This is a genomic window from Flavobacterium nackdongense (genome assembly GCF_004355225.1).
GTDB lineage: Bacteria > Bacteroidota > Bacteroidia > Flavobacteriales > Flavobacteriaceae > Flavobacterium > Flavobacterium nackdongense.
In genome coordinates this window covers 3,150,872-3,169,071 of record NZ_CP037933.1, presented here as the reverse complement: position 1 = coordinate 3,169,071, position 18,200 = coordinate 3,150,872, and the positions used below count along the sequence as shown (strand labels likewise).

Sequence of the window (18,200 nt, the reverse complement as noted above, 5' to 3'; positions counted from 1 at the left end):
ACCAAAATTCGAGTTGTTTTTTTTGTGCAAAAAAAACCCTGCTCCAAAACGGGAACAGGGTTTTTCTATATAAACCGATTACGCAAAGAGCAGTAGTCGAAATTCTCTAGCTATTTCCTTTTTTGAAATCCGCTAAGAAAGTAGCCAAACCAATATCGGTAAGTGGGTGTTTCAACAAGCCTTCGATGGCACTCAAAGGACCTGTAATTACATCCGCTCCAATTTTAGCACAATTGATAATGTGCATTACGTGACGAACTGAAGCGGCAAGAATTTCAGTTTCATAGCCATAATTGTCATAAATCAATCTGATTTCTTCAATCAAAGCCATTCCGTCTGTAGAAATATCATCCAATCGTCCGATGAACGGTGAAACATAAGTTGCTCCCGCTTTGGCAGCCAATAAAGCTTGACCAGCAGAGAAAACTAAAGTAACATTGGTTCTAATTCCTTTGCTTGCAAAATATTTACACGCTTTAACCCCGTCTTTAATCATCGGAAGTTTTACCACGATTTGTGGGTGCAAAGCGGCTAATTTTTCTCCTTCGGCAACCATACCTTCAAAATCTGTGGCAATTACTTCGGCAGAAACATCGCCATCCACCAATTCACAAATTTTTACGTAATGTGCTAGGATATTTTCAGCTCCAGTAATTCCTTCTTTCGCCATCAGCGAAGGGTTGGTTGTTACACCGTCTAAGATTCCTAAATCATTAGCTTCTTTGATGTCTTTTAAATTGGCAGTATCTATAAAAAATTTCATTGTCTTTATTTTTGATTAATTATTTACTTTCTTGAATGTAGCTCAGGATTTCTTTAGCAGCACTTTCTGGGTTGAAACCAAATTTTTGGTCCAAAACACCCGCTGGCGCAGAATACCCAAAATGACCTAATCCAACCACTTTTCCGCTATCGCCTATCAATCCTTCTAGATTTACAGGAAGTCCAGCAGTCAATCCGAAAACTAATTTTCCTTTAGGAATAACGCTTTCTTGGTAGTCTTTGGATTGTTGTTTGAACAAGCCTTCTGAAATGATGGAAGCCACATTTACTTTTAGATTATTCTCTTTTTCTAACAACTCAGCAGCACCTATAAGTGTTGCAACTTCAGAACCATTGGCAAACAAAGTAATATCAGGATTTGAAGTAGCTTTTACTAAATACCCTCCTTTTTTGGCTTCAGTCGCTTCTTGATATCTTGAAGTTCCAGTCGCTGGAATGTCTTTGATGTTTTGTCTTGAAAGTATCAAAGCCGTTGGGGTCGTGGTGTTGTTCAACGCCATATCCCAAGCTACCGAAGTTTCGATAGCATCGGCAGGCCGAAGGGCTAGCAAACTTTGGTGACCTGAATGATTTTTGATTTTTTCCATCAAACGCATTTGCGCTTCTTGCTCGATAGGCTGGTGCGTTGGTCCATCTTCCCCTACTCTAAAGGAATCGTGAGTCAAAACATATTTTACAGGCAATTCTTGAATAGCTGCCAATCTGATAGCAGGTTTCATATAATCAGAGAATACAAAGAAAGTAGCCACCACAGGAATTACACCACCGTGAAGAGCGATACCGTTGGCAATAGCTGTCATAGTTAATTCAGCAACACCCGCTTGCAAAAAGCCTCCTTTGAAATTATTTTTTTGTAAAACCGATGATTTTTTCAAGAAACCATCTGTTTTATCACTGTTGGATAAATCTGCCGATGAAACGATCATATTTTCCACATTTTCTGCTAAATATCCTAATACCGATGATGAAGCTTCTCTTGTGGCCACATTGGCTTTCTGAACCACTTGACTCAAATCTAAATCTGGCAATACTCCTGAAAGGAACATTTCCATTTTTTGAGCCAAAGCGGGATTCGCTGTTTTCCAGGCCGCAATAGTTGCTTTTTTAGCAGCAGCATTCGCCGTTTTGGTAGCGATTACTTGAGTGTAATAGTCTTGAACCTCTGGATAGGTATCAAATGAACTGTCTGGATTGGCTCCTAAATTGATTAAAGTTTGATTGAAATCGGCTTTGGTGTCTCCAATTGGTTTTCCGTGCAATTCACATTCGCCTTCATACATATCGCCATTGGCTAGAACGCAACCTTTACCCATAATCGTTTTACCGATAATCAAGGTAGGTTTTTCAGTTTCAGCATTGGCATCGTCTAAAGCTTTACGGATTTGTGCGTGATCGTGACCATCGATATTGATCACTTTCCATCCCCAAGCTTCGTATTTCATCGTAGTATCTTCAGAGGATACTTCGTCGGTCATAGAGGAAAGTTGTACATCATTGGAATCGTAAAACATAATAAAGTTACTCAAACCTAAATGTCCAGCAATTCGACCAACACCTTGAGAGATTTCTTCTTGAACTCCACCATCGGTGATAAATCCGTAGATTTTATGTGTAAATAAACTTTCGAATCTGGCATCAAGGAATTTGGCAGCAATTGCAGCTCCAACTCCCATTGCGTGTCCTTGTCCGAGTGGGCCGGAAGTATTTTCGATACCTCTGAGAACATCTACTTCAGGGTGTCCCGGCGTTACCGAACCCCATTGACGGAAGTTTTGCAAATCTTCTTTCGAATAATTTCCAAATAAACTATATTGAGCATACATCAAAGCGGATAAATGTCCCGCATCCATAAAGAAACGATCTCTAAATGGCCAATTCATTTCGGTTGGATCAAAATTCAAATATTCTGAATATAAAATGTGTAAGAAATCTGCGCCACCCATTGCGCCACCGGGATGACCCGAATTTGCCTTTTCTACCATTGATATCGCTAAAGCTCTAATGTTGTCAGCGGCTAAATTGTCGATTTTGTTGTTCATGTTGTATGTATAGTTAATTGTTTTATTCTAAATAATAGGCATTCTGAGGATTGTAAATAAAAAAAGTCAGTACATTATCTAGTCTTTTAACAATTCTAATTTATTAAAATTCAAAACGTTCTGAAAGAATTATATTTATTTTTTTTCGGTGCAAAAGTAAACAAATATAGGTTTCAAAAAAAGTTTAAAAACACAATTAATGATTATTTATGAGTTTTAACTCGGGCGAGGGCTGTACTAAAAAAAATGCCGAAAATAATTAATTAATCCGTAACTATCTTCGACATCCTCTTCAATCCGTACCCAATTTTAAATGTATTGGTTGATGATATTTTCAAACAATTCTTGTTTGCCACTTTGTAAAGTAAGCTCCCCATTTTCTTTGGCGATTTCATACAAAGCTTTCAAATCCAATTTTCCTTCTTCAAATTCTTTTCCTTTTCCAGCATCGAAAGAACTGTAACGCGCTGTTCTTAGTTTGTCATAAGCCGATGAAGTGATAATTTTATCCGCAGTCAATAAGGCTCTTGCAAAAGTATCCGCTCCGCCAATGTGTGCGTGGAAAACATCTTCCATATCGGTTGAATTTCTTCTGATTTTGGCATCAAAATTAACGCCGCCACCTTGTAATCCTCCTGCTTTTAAGAATACCAACATCGCTTCGGTAGTTTCTTGAATGTTGTTTGGGAATTGATCGGTATCCCATCCGTTTTGATAATCACCACGATTCGCATCCAAACTTCCTAACATTCCAGCTTTGGCAGCCACTTCCATTTCGTGTTGAAAAGTGTGTTGTGCCAAGGTGGCGTGATTGACTTCGATATTCATTTTGAAATCTTTCTCTAAACCATATTGGTGTAAAAATCCAATTGCGGTAGCACAATCAAAATCATATTGGTGTTTCATTGGCTCCATTGGTTTTGGTTCGATGAAGAAATTCCCTTTGAAACCTTGGGCTCTTGCATAATCTCTGGCTTTTGCCAAAAAAGTTCCCATATGATCCAATTCTCTTCCCATATCGGTGTTTAATAAAGACATATACCCTTCACGACCTCCCCAAAAAACATAATTTTCTCCGCCCAAAGCAATAGTGGCATCTAAAGCTAATTTTACTTGACCACCTGCTCTTGCCACTACATTAAAATCAGGATTGGTAGCAGCTCCATTCATATAACGAGGATTCGAAAATGCATTGGCAGTTCCCCAAAGCAATTTTACACCAGAAGCGGCTTGTTTTTCTTTTAAATAGTCAGTGATTGTAAGCAATCTTTGCTCCGATTCTCCAAAAGTAGCGCCTTCACGAACTAAATCGTAATCGTGGAAACAGTAGTAACCAAATCCCATTTTAGTAATGAATTCGAAAGCGGCATCTGCTTTGTCTTTCGCTGCTTGCAAAGCATCTGATGATTGATCCCAAGCAAAATTTTGTGTCCCTGGCCCAAACGGATCAGAACCCTGTCCGCAGAAGGTATGCCAATAGGCGATGGCAAATTTAAAATGCTCGCGCATCGTTTTGCCAGCCACAATTTGGTCTGGATTGTAATATTTGAATGCTAATGGATTATCTGATTCTTTGCCTTCAAATTTAATTTCGCTAATACCTTTAAAGTATTCTTTATTGCCTAAAGTTGCCATTTTTTATTTATTTAGTGATTATTAATTCTAATTCGTTTTTCCAAAGTTGATACGCTTCTAAATAGGGTTGTTTGTCTTTAAAAGGCATATAAGTCATCACGTGATCATTGTCGGTAATGTACTTTCCGAAAGTTTCAAAATCGCCTTCGTGAAGTCCTGAAGCTCTTGCTGCTCCAATGGCTCCAGTGGTATTGTAGATTTCTATTTCATGACCAATAAGTGTTGCTACAGTATTCGAAAATATCTCGGAACGGAATAAATTATCGTTTCCGGCTCGCATTACATTCACTTCGATACCGTCGGATTTCATAATTTCCATTCCATAGACAAATGAAAAAGCAATTCCTTCCAATGCAGCGCGACAAATATGAGCTTTGCCGTGATTGTTCAAATTGATGTTAACCAACCGGGTTCCAATATCTTTATTGTTCAACATTCTTTCCGCTCCGTTTCCAAAAGGAATCATACAAACCCCATCAGATCCAACGGGAATTTCAGAAGCTAGAGTATTCATTTCTTCATAAGAACTAACCGAAAGATTATTCAGCAACCATCGGTATTGAATTCCGGCACCATTGATGCAAAGCAATTTTCCAATTCTTGGTTCATTGCCTTTTTTATAATTAACGTGAGCAAAATTATTGACTCTTGAACTTTCTTTAACGGACAAACTATTGGTCATGGCATAAACCACACCCGATGTTCCGCCTGTTGCAGCCACTTCGCCCGGATTGAAAACATTCAACGAAAGGGCATTGTTGGGTTGATCACCTGCTCTGTAAAATATTGGCGTTCCCTCGGCAAGACCACTTTCTTCGGCTCCTTTTGCATCTACTTTAGATTGAACACCAAACGTATCCACAATATCGGGAACCAATTCAGTTGAAATGCCATAATGTTCGAACAAGAAATTGGCGAAGTTGTCCGTTTTGAAATCCCACATAATTCCTTCAGATAATCCTGAGATGGTGGTATTGATTACATTAGATAATCTATAAGCGATATAATCACCAGGCAACATAAATTTATATATTTTATTATAAATTTCCGGCTCGTTTTCTTTGACCCATTTCAATTTTGAAGCAGTAAAATTTCCCGGAGAATTCAGCAAGTGTTCATTGCATTTTTTTTCTCCAATAGTTGAAAAAGCCTCATTTCCGATTCCTACAGCTCTACTGTCGCACCAAATTATCGATTTCCGCAACGGCTGACCTGCTGCATCAACCAAAACCAATCCGTGCATTTGATACGAAATTCCTATGCCTTTGATTTGTGTTCTGGAAATGTTGTATTTCTTCTTCAATTTGGCCACAGCATTGCACGCATGTAGCCACCAGTCTTCTGGTTTCTGTTCTGCCCAACCATTTTTTAGGGCGAGCATACTCATTTCAGTCTCGGGTTCTTGGGCTACGCCAATACTTTTTCCGGTTGCTATTTCTACGATAGCCACTTTCACTGAGGAGCTACCTATATCAAATCCAATGTAATACATAAATTTTTTTGAGAATTGAATATTAATTTATAAGGTTAAAGTATTGAATGAATTCGCAGGCAAGCTGACCTCAAAATGCTTTGACCCCACTTTTACTTTTAAATTTTTTGTTCTGTAAGAGGAGTTCACCGTAACCAAAACCGTTTTACCTTCAGGAGTAACAAATGCAAGTGAGTCTTCAGTCAATCCTTTGATTTCTAATTTAGTGGAACCCGGTGTTACAAAATAACTCAGGTGCTTGAAAATATAAAACTCCGGTGTGTAGGTTACTTTTTTGGTCATTTTATTGATGACCACTTGTGCATTTTGTTTCCATCCCCAAGAGCTTTCGCCTGTTTGATCTAAAATCATATTCCAATACATATATGATTTTACGCCTTTATCTAAATACGATTTGATGGTTCCAAAGGTACTTTCGGCATCATTCCAACTAAAATTTCCATCGCCACAAGGCGTTTCGGTTTGCATCAAGTTAAGTTCTGGATATTTTGCGGCAATTTTATCAATTACATCAAGACCTTCATATTGTACACCAACACCAGAAATGTATTTTCTAACAGTAGGATTAGACAAAACCGTTTCGAAAACGTCTAAATCTCTACTATTGATAGTGCTAAACCAGATTTGTGCAGGGTTTTTATCCTTTGCAAACTTTGGTCCTAAATATCCAGAAACAAAATCGCGCATTGCGGGAGCTGTCCAACTGCAATTCGGCCATTGATTATAAGTATAAGGCTCGTTCTGAAAATGTACTGCAAAAATATTTACGCCTTCTTTTTGATAGGCTTGTACGAATTTAGAAAGGTAGAGCGCATAAGCACTTAAGTATTCCTTCTTTTGAATAAATTGATCGACTGATTTTACAGCTTTATCTTCGGTAAGGTCGTTGAATGTGTTCGGTTTATTAGCGTAATGCTTGTTGGTTTTCATCCAAGTTGGCGGACTCCAAGGCGAGGCCCAAATTTTCAAATCAGGTCGGTATTTCAAAGCCGCTTTGATGTAAGGAATCAAAATAGTTTTATCCCTTTCGATATTGAAGTTTTTCATGGCAAAATCGCCATCAGTTTCATTCAGAGAATACCAATTAAACGAGTAATCATTCGCCCCAATTGGCATGCGACAATAATTGTATTTTAGTCCTTCGTTGGGATCGAAAAATTCCTTGATAACTTTATCTCGTTCTTTAAACGGCAAAGTATTCAAAGCCTGCCAACCCAATTCGTTGAAACAGCCTCCCCAACCATCGATGGTTTGTTGTTTTTTGTCGGTTAGTATTTCAATATCTACTGGCGTTGATGCATAAAAGTCATTTAGTTTAATGGCTTCTTTGGTTTTCCACGGTTGCTTTTCGGTGCTGGAAATCCAATTCACGTTTTGAGAAAATCCATTTACGGTAGTTAAAACGATAACTATTAGATTTACTATTATTTTTTTGTTTTTCACTTTTCAGATTATTTAAAAACTCCTGTTATGATTCACTAACCTGAGTTGCATGTTATAAAATAATTTACAATGATTCTCTTAGTATTAATTTTGTCGACACATAATGCTGCATCGGTTCGTCTTTTGTAATAAATTCTGCGGCTTTCGTTCCTAATGCTTCAAAATCGGTTGAAACGACCGAAATTCCTTTGTAGATAAATTTCTTCATCGGCGTTTCGTTATAGGATAAAATCCCAACGTCTTTTCCGGGCTCCAAATCTTTTTCTCTGCATTGTTCTAGAAAAACGCCCAACATCCTGTCGCTTACACTGATGTAGGCCTTATTTTTCTTGACTTCGAAATTTTTATGATTTTTGATGATTTTATATTGAAAGTCAAAATCTTTACAAAATTTTTCAAAAAACAGCACTGATTCAACGGGATGATTGGTAAAACTTGGATAAATAAAATCTATTTCTTCATACTTTCGGAGCAAATTATCAGCCTCTTTTAACGCTTCATAAAAGGCATTTCCAAAATCTTGATACACATAATTATTCTTCGGTTTGCTGTGAATATTCCAATCAATCAGCAGGAGTTTTTCGTCAGCGATATTGACCGTGGCAGCAGCCACTTCTTTATGATCGAAATTCATAACCACATATTTATAGTACTTTCCGATACTATTATTGATTATGGTTTTGAAATTGTCAATGTTATAATGATGAAATTGCACATCGGTAATGATGTTTTCAGGCAGATTATTGATAAAGGAATGATACAAAACCTCTTTGTAGGCCTTGAAAGTATCCAAAACCAGAAGCACTTTCCGGGTTTCGCCCGCCACATAATAGCCTTTATTCGGTACTGAATCGATCATTCTTTGTTCTTTCAAAATCGAATAAGCTTTGAAAACAGTGTCTCTAGAAAGTTTGTGCTCTTTACAAATACTATTTACAGAGGGTAGCAAATCTCCCTTACTCAAAAGGTTTTTAGCAATCGCATGCTGAATAGAATCGACCAATTGCTGATACTTTGGAATATCACTTTCGTGATTCATATTAAAAGCAAAATTGGTTTCATTCATAACTTCTGTACTGTTCTGTTCCGGTAGGCTAAATTAGCAATTATTTTTAAATTAGAAAATGTTTAAGAAAAAAAATAAAATATATTTTTCTCTGCTTTTGATCTGTAGTTACAAATCCTAGTAGCAAAGGCTTCTCATACTAAATCCAACCAATTCTAGATGTAAAAAATTTCCATAAAAAAGCCCCAAACTCCATCAATATGGTTTTTGGGGCATGTAGGACTGAAAAATCAACGGAGGTTTCCGTATTGTTTTTTAATTTAAATAGCATTTAACTCAATAGCGAAACTCGTATTTTTTTTGAATAAAAATCTACATCACTTTAATTAGTAGTGGATTATTGATAATCTGCTCCTGCTTTTCTAATTTTGCATCCCATTCTTCCTTAGATTGAATTAGACCCGCTTTAGTCCAAGTTGAACCTACATAGTAAACCAATACATCATTTTTTGGCTCGGTAATTACCAATATCTGACTCTGATCAGGATGAGAAGAATGATGATTGACGGCTTCTACAATCTGTTTCGGCGCCATAATTATCCCCTCGCCTACGAAAGCATCATCAATAGGCTCCCAATAGCGGAAGATCCCTTTGGGAGCATTCAACTTTACTGAGCCTTTTTCAGTATGCAAGGTGATTCCCACTGTGTAATTTGGGATTTTACTATTGGCAGCAATTTTATTTTCAAATTTTGTAAAATTAGCACCTAAATCTAGTGAAATTCTTTTGGTTTCCTTCACCCCAAACTGACTCCAAGAATCATAATCCAATTCGAAAATTGCTCTTAAAGGACCTGTTGCAATTACTCTGTATTTGACAAAATTTTTAGAAACATGTAAAGAATCTTTTAGCCAAATTCCAGTTCCTCCTGCCCCTCTACTTTTTCCCACGTGATACGGATCATAACCTTCGCCGTGGTCAATGTGATAATAGCCTGGCGTCTTCAGATTATTGGAATACCATTTATCGATAATCGAATACTTCACTTTTTTTAACCATATATCGATTCCACTCGAAAGTGTTCCCCCTTTTTCTCCCGCTTCAATCAATCGCTGTGCTTCAGGGCCATAGGTTCGAAAAGCGACAATATCATTCTCCCATGTAAAATCATCTGTTCTTTCGGGAACAAATCGTGCAAAAGTCGAATAGGAACTTACTGGTTTCTTATTCTGAGCATCTTGGTCTACAAAAACCGTATAAGTCACGCTAGAATTGGCCGAAACAGTGGCTTGAAAAAGCAATTCATCTGCTTTGCCATCTAAATTTGTATCGACAATTTGAGTAACTAAGAGTTTGCCTTTTTCATCTTTAACTAGTAAATCTTGGTACGATTCCGTAAGTTTTTTTAATTGTTTCAATTGAATTGAAACAACTTCATCCACTCGATTCATTGCCAGAGCATTCTTGACAACTATTCCTAAGGAAGTTTGTTTTTTGGTTTCAAAACTAGAAAAGAGAACAAGAGTTCCTAGCAAAAACAGCGTGGGTTTAAGATTCAATTTCATCATTTGAATTATGTATTAAGTTATTTATATCTATTCTTTGGTTATAAAAAAAGAGGCTGATTAGCTCATTAGAAATCTAAAAAAAAAAAATCAAGACCTAAATTCTTGATTAGAAAATAGACCTTGATTTAATACTATTCCATTAATTAAAAGTAGATTACAAAAATCATTAACAACCGAAATTGAGAAAATATAATCCAAATTCATTAATCATACTCATCAAAACTAAAAATGTTACTATTTTCTAATCCTCATTCGAAGGTTTTCCGATTGTAGCTAAAATTCCACCATCAACATACAAAATATGACCGTTTACAAAATCACTCGCTTTTGATGATAAGAAAATAGCAGCTCCTTGCAAGTCTTCTGGATCTCCCCAACGCGCTGCAGGCGTTCTGCTGATGATAAATTCATTAAACGGATGTCCATCTACTCGAATTGGAGCTGTTTGGCTAGTTGCAAAATAACCGGGACCAATTCCGTTGGTTTGAATATTAAATTTAGCCCATTCGGTCGCCATATTTTTGGTAAGCATTTTCAAACCTCCTTTGGCAGCAGCATAAGCACTCACAGAATCTCTTCCCAGCTCACTCATCATCGAACAAATATTGATGATTTTTCCGCCGCCACGCTGAATCATTCCTTTTGCCACATTTTTCGATACGATAAAAGGACTTATTAAATCCACATTAATGACCGCAGCAAAATCTTCTACTTCCATTTCTATAATAGGGGTTCTTTTGATGATTCCAGCATTGTTGATCAAAATATCGATAGGTCCGACTTCAGCTTCTATTTGTTTTATACTAGCAATTACAGCCGCTTCATCGGTTACATCAAAAATATAGCCGTAAGCTTCAATCCCAACCGATTTGTATTCCGACACTGCTTTATCTACCGCTTCCCAAGAGGAACGATCATTGACAACAATTTTAGCCCCAGCTTGACCTAAGCCTTTTGCCATAGCCATTCCTAGACCGTGAACACCACCAGTAACAAGAGCCACTTTCCCGGTTAAATCAAATAAGTTTATTGACATAATTCTATTTTTTTAGGTTTGTTAATTAATTTATTTTAAGTCTGTTATTTTGGCAATATCCATATCGCCATAATCTAAATTCTCGCCTGCCATGCCCCAAATAAAGGTATAATTGGAAGTTCCAGCTCCTGAATGAATCGACCAAGGTGGTGAAATGACCGCCTGATGATTGTTCATCCAAATGTGACGAGTTTCTTGTGGCTGACCCATAAAGTGGCAAACGGCTTGATTTTCGGGAATATCTAAATAGTAGTACACTTCCATTCTGCGATCGTGAACGTGAGCTGGCATCGTGTTCCATACACTTCCTGTTTTCAATTCCGTCATTCCCATTTGAAGTTGACAAGTAGTAACCACACTTCCAATAATCATTTGATTGATAGTTCTATGATTGGCCGTTTCGACGGAACCCATTTCAATTTTATTGGCTTCGGCCAAACTCACTTTTTTTGTCGGATAATTGGTATGAGCGGGCGCTGAATTCAAATAAAATTTCGCTGGAGTATTGGCATCATCACTTTTGAAAATCACTTCCTTATTCCCCATTCCAATATATAAAGCATCTTTGTGTCCTAAAGCATATTCCACGCCTTCAACCGAAACACTTCCGCTTGCACCAACATTTATAATCCCCATTTCTCTTCGGTCCAAAAAGTTTGGCATCTTAAGCGTTTCCAAAGTTTCAAGCTTAATAGGAGTCACCGGAACAGCAGATCCTACAATATAACGGTCATAATGTGAATAGGTAAAGTTGATTTTTCCTGTTTGCATCAGGTCATCCACTAAAAATTCGGCTCTTAACTGAGCAGTATCGTACTGCTTTACCGCTTCTGGGCTCGAAGCATAACGCATGTTAAAATTATTTTCCATAACTATTTGTTTGTCTATAAATTAGCAAATACAGTTCTACTAAATTTTGAATTATTTTTTACAAAAGTACTACTATTTTTTAAAAATCCAATCGATTGTATTTTTAATTTTGTACTTTTGAAAAAATAAATTTCAACCTAAACGAGGTGATTCATGAAAAACGGTAAAGTAACAATTCACGATATTGCCAAAGAATTAAATATAGACAGTTCTACTGTATCAAGGGCCTTGAGTGATAATTCGAGAGTGACTCAGAAAACAAAAGATAGAATTCTGGAAAAGGCCAATGAGCTTGGCTACCAAAGAAATGTATTGGCCTCTAACTTACGCAAAAACGAAACTAAAACCATCGGCGTCATCGTCCCGAGAATTTCGCGGCATTTCTTTTCATCTGTCATTGCGGGGATAGAAGAAACAGCTTACGAGGCGGGATATAATGTTATCATTTGTCAAAGTTTAGAGCAACTAAGCCGCGAAAAAAAGATCATTGATACCCTATCTGCGAACCGAGTTGACGGCGTTTTGATTTCCATTTCCATGGAAACTAAAAACGATTCGAATTTGCAAGTATTTCATAAAACCAAAACACCAATCGTATTTTTTGACAGGCATTTCGATTCATCAAAAACCAGCAATGTTATTATAGATGATTTCAAATCGGGATTTGAAGCTACAGAACATCTGATTTTAAAGGGATGCAAAACGATAGCTCATTTTTCAGGCCCACAAGAATTATCGATTTACAAAAACCGACTCAATGGCTATAAAGCTGCTTTGGAGAAATACAAAATTAATTTTGAAGAAAACTTGGTTATCAACTCCAAATTAATGGAATCGGACGGAGTCGAAAGTGCCCAAAAAATTCTAGCATTCGACTCAGTCGATGGACTATTTTCTGCCAATGACAATGCCGCTATTGGCGCCATAAAACACTTCAAGTCGGCAGGAATCCAAATCCCTGAAGACATCGCTATTGTAGGTTTTAGTAACGAACCCATTTCGGCTGTCATTGAACCATCACTCACGACGATCGATCAACCAGGATTAGAAATGGGGAAAATTGCCACTTCCTTATTGCTGTCGCAAATCAATAAAAAAATGGAAGACCAGGCGCCACAAACCATAATCTTGGAATCTCGATTAATAGAACGCAGTTCTTCACAAAAAATCCAATATCAGTAGCAATAAAAAAACCTCTAAATTGCTTTAGAGGTTGTCTTAGTAGCGGGAACAGGACTCGAACCTGTGGATTTATTTGTTTGTAAATCAGAACGATACGTGATTTTATTTTTTTTATGTTACCGAATTGTATGCCTTTTTTATTAATTTATTTATGTCCTGTCCAATATATAGATTCAATACTTAGACAAATATTTGTTTCAAATTAATCTAAAAGTATTTAAAATAGTATTTCATTGTTTTCTATTTTAATCAGTAGAAAATAAAGTGATTAAAATATTAAAGTTGTAACTCTTATTTTTAGATAGTTTTTGTAAATATAGATATTAATCGATTTTAGAATCTGTATATTTGAATTTATAATTATTAAACTTTTTTCTGTTAATGGAGTTACAATTAGAAAGCCTTAAATATCAAGACCTCGCTATTCAATCGGTTGTGAAACTTTTTGAAGGTACTGAAAAAAACACATTTGATAATGCTTGTTTTGAAGGAATTCGTTCTAATTACAGCAAACTTACTATTGATGAAGTTGAAACCAATTTAAAAAACATCTTAGTTGAAAATGGAATCCTTGAAGATGTCGCAAGACTTTCACAGGATAAAGATATTTGTATTGAGATGGAAACAGGTACTGGTAAAACACTTGTTTACATAAAAACCATTTATGAATTATTCAAACATTATGGTTTTACTAAATTTATAATTTTAGTGCCATCAGTAGCTATTCGCCAAAATATTATCGGAACTTTTAAAGCATTCAATAAACAGTTGGAAGACATTTATGGGTTTATCCCAAATGCATTTGAGTATGATAGTAAGAAACTTCAAAAGGTAACGCAATTTATTGAAGACCAACATCCACAAGTGATGATAATGACTTTGGCTTCTTTTAATTCTGAGGACAAAATTCTTAATCAAGCACAGAGAGAGGATTTGTTCAATAATATTCCTTTTATAGAAGCAATTGGTAAATGCAATCCAATTATCATAATGGATGAGCCACAGGAAGGAATGGATACTGAAAATTCTATCAAACAAATTGCAAAGCTTAATCCATTGTTTAAAATCAGGTATTCTGCAACCCATAAAGTGGTAAAGAACTTGCTATATCGTTTAACACCATACGATAGCTATAAAGACGGTTTAGTAAAGAAAATAGAAGTATTGACCGTTACGGAAAAGAATGACGAAGCAACCCTGAAAATTGAGTTATCAGACATTCAATTTGGCAAAGGAGATCCTAAAGTAAAATTGAAAGCTTGGCATTTAAATAATTCCACCAATAAAATAGATTTTAAAGTTACGGGATGGCTTAGTCAAAATGATAATCTTGGGATAAAAACTAACAATCCCAGTTATTTGAATTATACTATTGCCAACATTAACAAGAGTTTAAAAACAGGTAAATGGACAGTGAAGTTTTCAAATGGAACTGAAATACTAGAAAAACAAATTGCTGGTAGTTTAGAAAACATTTGGGCATTACAAATAGAATGGTTGATTCACAGACATTTTACCAAATCTCAAAAATTAGAATCTAAAGGAATAAAATGCTTGTCTCTCGTTTTTATTGACAGAGTTTCCAATTATATGGGTGAAACTCCTATTATAAAAAATCTATTCGTTGACAAGTACAAAGCCATTTATCCAGAATACAATGGTGGTAAATTACCTCCTACTGAACATATTCAAAGTATTCAAGGATATTATTTTGCACAAAAAGCAAGTGGTGAATTTGCAGACAATGAAGGTGGTGTAAAAGAACAAAGCAAAATTTACGAATTGATTTTAAAAGGAAAAGAAGAACTGCTTACTTTATCCAATCCTGTACAATTTGTATTTTCTCATTCTGCTCTAGGTGTGGGTTGGGATAATCCAAATGTGTTTAATATCGCCACTTTGAACAATTCCTATTCAGAGATTAAAAAGCGTCAGGAAATAGGTCGTGGTTTGCGTATTTGTGTGAATCAAGACGGAAAGCGAGTTTATGATGCTTTAGACGTTTCAGATGATGACCGTATCAATCAGTTAACCGTTATTCCTAATGAAACCTATGAAACATTCGTAACACAATATCAGGAAGAAATAAAATCAATTTATGGAACAGAGAATGCAGGTGCAGGAATGACTCATACTCATAAAGGTGTTGCAGTTGACGAAGTTAAATTTAAAAGAAACCCTTCTGCTGAAATGGACAAAGCTTTCCGCAAATACTGGACAGCATTAGCAAGGAAAACAGAATACACCATTTCTTTTAAGGAAGAAGATTTAGTTACCCAAGCATCTGAATTAATTTCAAAAATTACAATTCCTGATTTTGTAATTGAAGCTTTTAGTTTCTTGATTAATGCGATAACAGAAGACGGAAAAGAAGATTCTTTTCAAGGCTCAGAAAATGTAAAACAAAAATCCTTTTTTACCCCTTTGGATTTAATTGAAGAGTTAAGCGAGAATACAGGAGTGAGTTACACCACTTTGTTTAAAATAATGCAACGGTTAACGAACTTGAATGAAATGGTGAAAAATCCACCTCGTTTTGTTCACGAAGCATCCGCTATAATTCGCAATGTGGAATTGGATGAAATGATTCGTGGTTTAGATTATCAAATTACTGGAGAAAGCTATCCTTTCAATTTTGATGATTTTGTAAAGAACATTTCCAGTAAAGGATATGTTGAAACCCCGAACAAGGGTGTTTTTGACAAAATGCTTGTTGACAGTGATGTGGAACGTAATTTTTCTTTAGATGCTGATACCGATGCTGAAGTAGTTTGCTTTTTAAAACTACCCAGCTTCTATAAAATAAGCACTCCAATAGGAAATTACGAACCCGATTTTGGATTAATTATGAAACGCAAGAATATTAGGAATGGTAATGAAAATGAATTCTATTTTGTGATAGAGACCAAAGGCACTAATGACATTAATGACAAAAAAGCATTGACAGAAAGCGAAGTTTACAAAATACGCTGTGCTATGAAACATTTTGAAAAACTAGGTTTAGAAGTACAATATAAAGCACCTGTTAAAGAATACAACTATTTCAAAACGGAAGCTAACAAAACGATTAATACAATTATATAATAGGTCATCGTCATCCTGACATAAGGAGAATGATAAAACATAAGAATTAATATGGAAACCATCAATGACTATATGCCATTAAGCAACGACTGGAACGATGAACGTTTGCAGACTTTAAAACAACTTTATCCTGATTGGTTTACCAGTGAGGGAAGCCTTAATATCGATGAAGTAAAGAAAGTAGTAAATCCAGAAAGTGTTGATGAAACAGAGCGTTATGAGTTCCGATGGTTTGGTAAAAGCCAAGCTAAACGAAATGCCTTTACACCAAGTAATGCTACACTGGTATATGACGAAGATAGAAGCGTAAATCCTGATTCCAGTGAGAACCTCATTATTGAAGGTGAAAACCTTGAAGTTTTAAAATTATTGAGTGGTAGTTATCGTGAAAAAGTAAAATGCATTTACATAGATCCACCATATAATACAGGCAAAGACTTTGTGTATAGCGATAATTTCACACAGGACAAAAAAGGTTATTGGGAAGATGCTGAAGTAATTGAAAACGGAGTAAAGATAGATACCAATACTGAAACAGATGGACGTTATCACAGCAATTGGCTAAATATGATGTATAGTCGATTGCTCATTGCTAGACAGCTACTAAAAGAAGATGGTGTAATATTTATTTCTATAGATGATAACGAGGTCCATCATTTAAGAAAGATATGTGATGAAGTTTTTGGAGAAGAGAATTTTTTAGTAAATATTATTTGGGAAAAAAGATTTACCAAAAGTAATAATTCAAAACTATTTGGTTCTATAACTGAACATCTTGTTTGCTATAGAAAAAGTGATAGTTTGAATTCGGTTAAAGAACCAAGAAATGAAAAATCTGACTCAATCTATACAAATCCTGATAAAGATGAAAGAGGAGTTTGGACAAGCGTGTCGTATGTAAATCCTGCAACAAAAGATGAAAGACCAAATTTAGTTTATAAAATACAAAATCCTATAACAAAAATTCAAACTGAACACCCAACAAATGCTTGGAAATATGAATATTCAACCTACCTTAAACACGTAGAAGACAATAAGTTATATTGGGGTGTTAATGGTGATAATTCATTTCCCAGATTAAAAAAGTTTCTTTTTGAAATGGATGGAGGAATGGTGCCTTCAAATTTATGGAATCATAAAGATACTGGGACTACAGACCAAGGAAGTAAAATATTAGAAGATCTTATGGGAAGAAGTTTATTTGATTTTCCGAAGCCACCATCATTGATTAAACGATTTCTCAAATTACATTTGAATAGTGAAGAAGATAAAGATTTTATAGCCCTCGATTTCTTCGGAGGTTCTGGAACAACTGGTCAAGCTGTAATGGAACTCAATAAAGAAGATGGAGGTAACAGAAAATTTATATTAGTTCAAATTCCAGAAGCCACAGATGAAAAGAGTGAAACATACAAAGCAGGTTACAAAAAAATCAGTGATGTTACTATTGAAAGAAACAAAAGAGTTATAGCTAAAATAGAAAAAGAGTTAGCCGAAAAAGAGAAGAAAAAAGAAGGAGAATTACCATTAGACAAGGCTAAAGAACCACAAATTAATCTTGGTTTTAAAGTTTTCAAACTGCAAAAATCAAATTTTCCTAGAGTTGATTTTGCACCAAACCCAGAGTTCAATGAAACTGAAAATTTGGATTTACTTAAAAAATACATTGCAGAAAAAGAAAGTCAGTTAGTAAATGTCTTCAACAAAGAAGAACTATTAACGGAGATATTATTGAAAAACAACTTTACTCTCAATTACACAACAATACAACAAGAGCAGTTTACAAAAAATGAAATTCTCTTTGTTACTGATGGAGAAAAGGAAACTTTAATTTGCCTTGATGTGAGCATTGCGCCCGAGACTGCGAGCCATTTTAAAGCCCATACAGACACAAAGTTTATCTGTTTGGAAAGAGCATTAGATACCACTACAAAATACAATTTGAAGCACTATTTAGGAGATAAATTTAATGCGTTTTAACTATGAATAGGACAGCAGATTATGCGATTCAAGGATTTAAAATCATTTCATTCATATTATAAAAAAATTTACAAAGTCATA

General features: G+C 35.6%; 12 protein-coding genes. 3 read left to right on the top strand and 9 right to left on the bottom strand.

What is annotated here, in order from left to right; translation table 11 throughout:
• Positions 1 to 106 precede the first annotated feature (106 nt).
• The 9 genes from fsa to kduI form a co-directional block, all read right to left on the bottom strand.
• Positions 107 to 763 carry a fructose-6-phosphate aldolase gene (gene fsa / locus E1750_RS13525; protein ID WP_133277295.1) on the bottom strand — a complete coding sequence of 219 codons (657 nt, stop codon included), beginning with the start codon at positions 761 to 763 and terminating at the stop codon, positions 107 to 109.
• 19 nt (positions 764 to 782) lie between these two features.
• On the bottom strand, positions 783 to 2,822 hold the full coding sequence (locus tag E1750_RS13520; protein WP_133277294.1) for a transketolase family protein: 2,040 nt from the start codon (positions 2,820 to 2,822) through the stop codon (positions 783 to 785).
• A 309-nt stretch (positions 2,823 to 3,131) separates the two neighbouring features.
• Positions 3,132 to 4,457 carry a xylose isomerase gene (gene xylA / locus E1750_RS13515; RefSeq protein WP_133277293.1) on the bottom strand — a complete coding sequence of 442 codons (1,326 nt, stop codon included), beginning with the start codon at positions 4,455 to 4,457 and terminating at the stop codon, positions 3,132 to 3,134.
• 7 nt (positions 4,458 to 4,464) lie between these two features.
• Positions 4,465 to 5,949: a xylulokinase gene (locus tag E1750_RS13510; protein ID WP_133277292.1), complete on the bottom strand. Its 1,485-nt coding sequence runs from the start codon at positions 5,947 to 5,949 to the stop codon at positions 4,465 to 4,467.
• A gap of 27 nt (positions 5,950 to 5,976) precedes the next feature.
• Positions 5,977 to 7,392: a glycoside hydrolase family 30 protein gene (locus E1750_RS13505; RefSeq protein WP_133277291.1), complete on the bottom strand. Its 1,416-nt coding sequence runs from the start codon at positions 7,390 to 7,392 to the stop codon at positions 5,977 to 5,979.
• Positions 7,393 to 7,456: 64 nt separating this feature from the next.
• Positions 7,457 to 8,458, bottom strand: coding sequence for a GntR family transcriptional regulator (locus E1750_RS13500; protein WP_133277290.1), 1,002 nt, complete (start codon positions 8,456 to 8,458; stop codon positions 7,457 to 7,459).
• Positions 8,459 to 8,770: 312 nt separating this feature from the next.
• Entirely contained in the window at positions 8,771 to 9,967 is a 1,197-nt protein-coding gene (locus tag E1750_RS13495) for a DUF4861 family protein (protein WP_227873895.1), read from the bottom strand.
• Between the two features lie 241 nt (positions 9,968 to 10,208).
• On the bottom strand, positions 10,209 to 11,003 hold the full coding sequence (locus E1750_RS13490) for a gluconate 5-dehydrogenase (RefSeq protein ID WP_133277289.1): 795 nt from the start codon (positions 11,001 to 11,003) through the stop codon (positions 10,209 to 10,211).
• Between the two features lie 30 nt (positions 11,004 to 11,033).
• Positions 11,034 to 11,873, bottom strand: coding sequence for a 5-dehydro-4-deoxy-D-glucuronate isomerase (gene kduI / locus E1750_RS13485; RefSeq protein ID WP_133277288.1), 840 nt, complete (start codon positions 11,871 to 11,873; stop codon positions 11,034 to 11,036).
• Positions 11,874 to 12,026: 153 nt separating this feature from the next.
• On the opposite strand from kduI, the gene E1750_RS13480 reads away from it, so the two are divergent.
• The 3 genes from E1750_RS13480 (at position 12,027) to E1750_RS13470 (ending at position 18,119) form a co-directional block, all read left to right on the top strand.
• Entirely contained in the window at positions 12,027 to 13,055 is a 1,029-nt protein-coding gene (locus tag E1750_RS13480) for a LacI family DNA-binding transcriptional regulator (RefSeq protein ID WP_133277287.1), read from the top strand.
• A gap of 381 nt (positions 13,056 to 13,436) precedes the next feature.
• Complete coding sequence (locus tag E1750_RS13475; RefSeq protein ID WP_133277286.1) at positions 13,437 to 16,139, top strand: restriction endonuclease; 2,703 nt, start codon at positions 13,437 to 13,439, stop codon at positions 16,137 to 16,139.
• 51 nt (positions 16,140 to 16,190) lie between these two features.
• Positions 16,191 to 18,119 (top strand): site-specific DNA-methyltransferase, encoded by a 1,929-nt coding sequence (locus E1750_RS13470; protein ID WP_133277285.1) that lies wholly within the window; start codon positions 16,191 to 16,193, stop codon positions 18,117 to 18,119.
• The last annotated feature ends 81 nt before the right edge of the window (positions 18,120 to 18,200 follow it).

Coding starts and splice junctions, on each gene's coding strand:
- E1750_RS13500 (WP_133277290.1), bottom strand. CDS start 8,458: ATGAATGAAACCAATTTTGCTTTTAATATGAATCACGAAAGTGATATT.
- E1750_RS13520 (WP_133277294.1), bottom strand. CDS start 2,822: ATGAACAACAAAATCGACAATTTAGCCGCTGACAACATTAGAGCTTTA.
- E1750_RS13495 (WP_227873895.1), bottom strand. CDS start 9,967: ATGATGAAATTGAATCTTAAACCCACGCTGTTTTTGCTAGGAACTCTT.
- E1750_RS13510 (WP_133277292.1), bottom strand. CDS start 5,949: ATGTATTACATTGGATTTGATATAGGTAGCTCCTCAGTGAAAGTGGCT.
- E1750_RS13470 (WP_133277285.1), top strand. CDS start 16,191: ATGGAAACCATCAATGACTATATGCCATTAAGCAACGACTGGAACGAT.
- xylA (WP_133277293.1), bottom strand. CDS start 4,457: ATGGCAACTTTAGGCAATAAAGAATACTTTAAAGGTATTAGCGAAATT.
- E1750_RS13490 (WP_133277289.1), bottom strand. CDS start 11,003: ATGTCAATAAACTTATTTGATTTAACCGGGAAAGTGGCTCTTGTTACT.
- fsa (WP_133277295.1), bottom strand. CDS start 763: ATGAAATTTTTTATAGATACTGCCAATTTAAAAGACATCAAAGAAGCT.
- kduI (WP_133277288.1), bottom strand. CDS start 11,873: ATGGAAAATAATTTTAACATGCGTTATGCTTCGAGCCCAGAAGCGGTA.
- E1750_RS13480 (WP_133277287.1), top strand. CDS start 12,027: ATGAAAAACGGTAAAGTAACAATTCACGATATTGCCAAAGAATTAAAT.
- E1750_RS13475 (WP_133277286.1), top strand. CDS start 13,437: ATGGAGTTACAATTAGAAAGCCTTAAATATCAAGACCTCGCTATTCAA.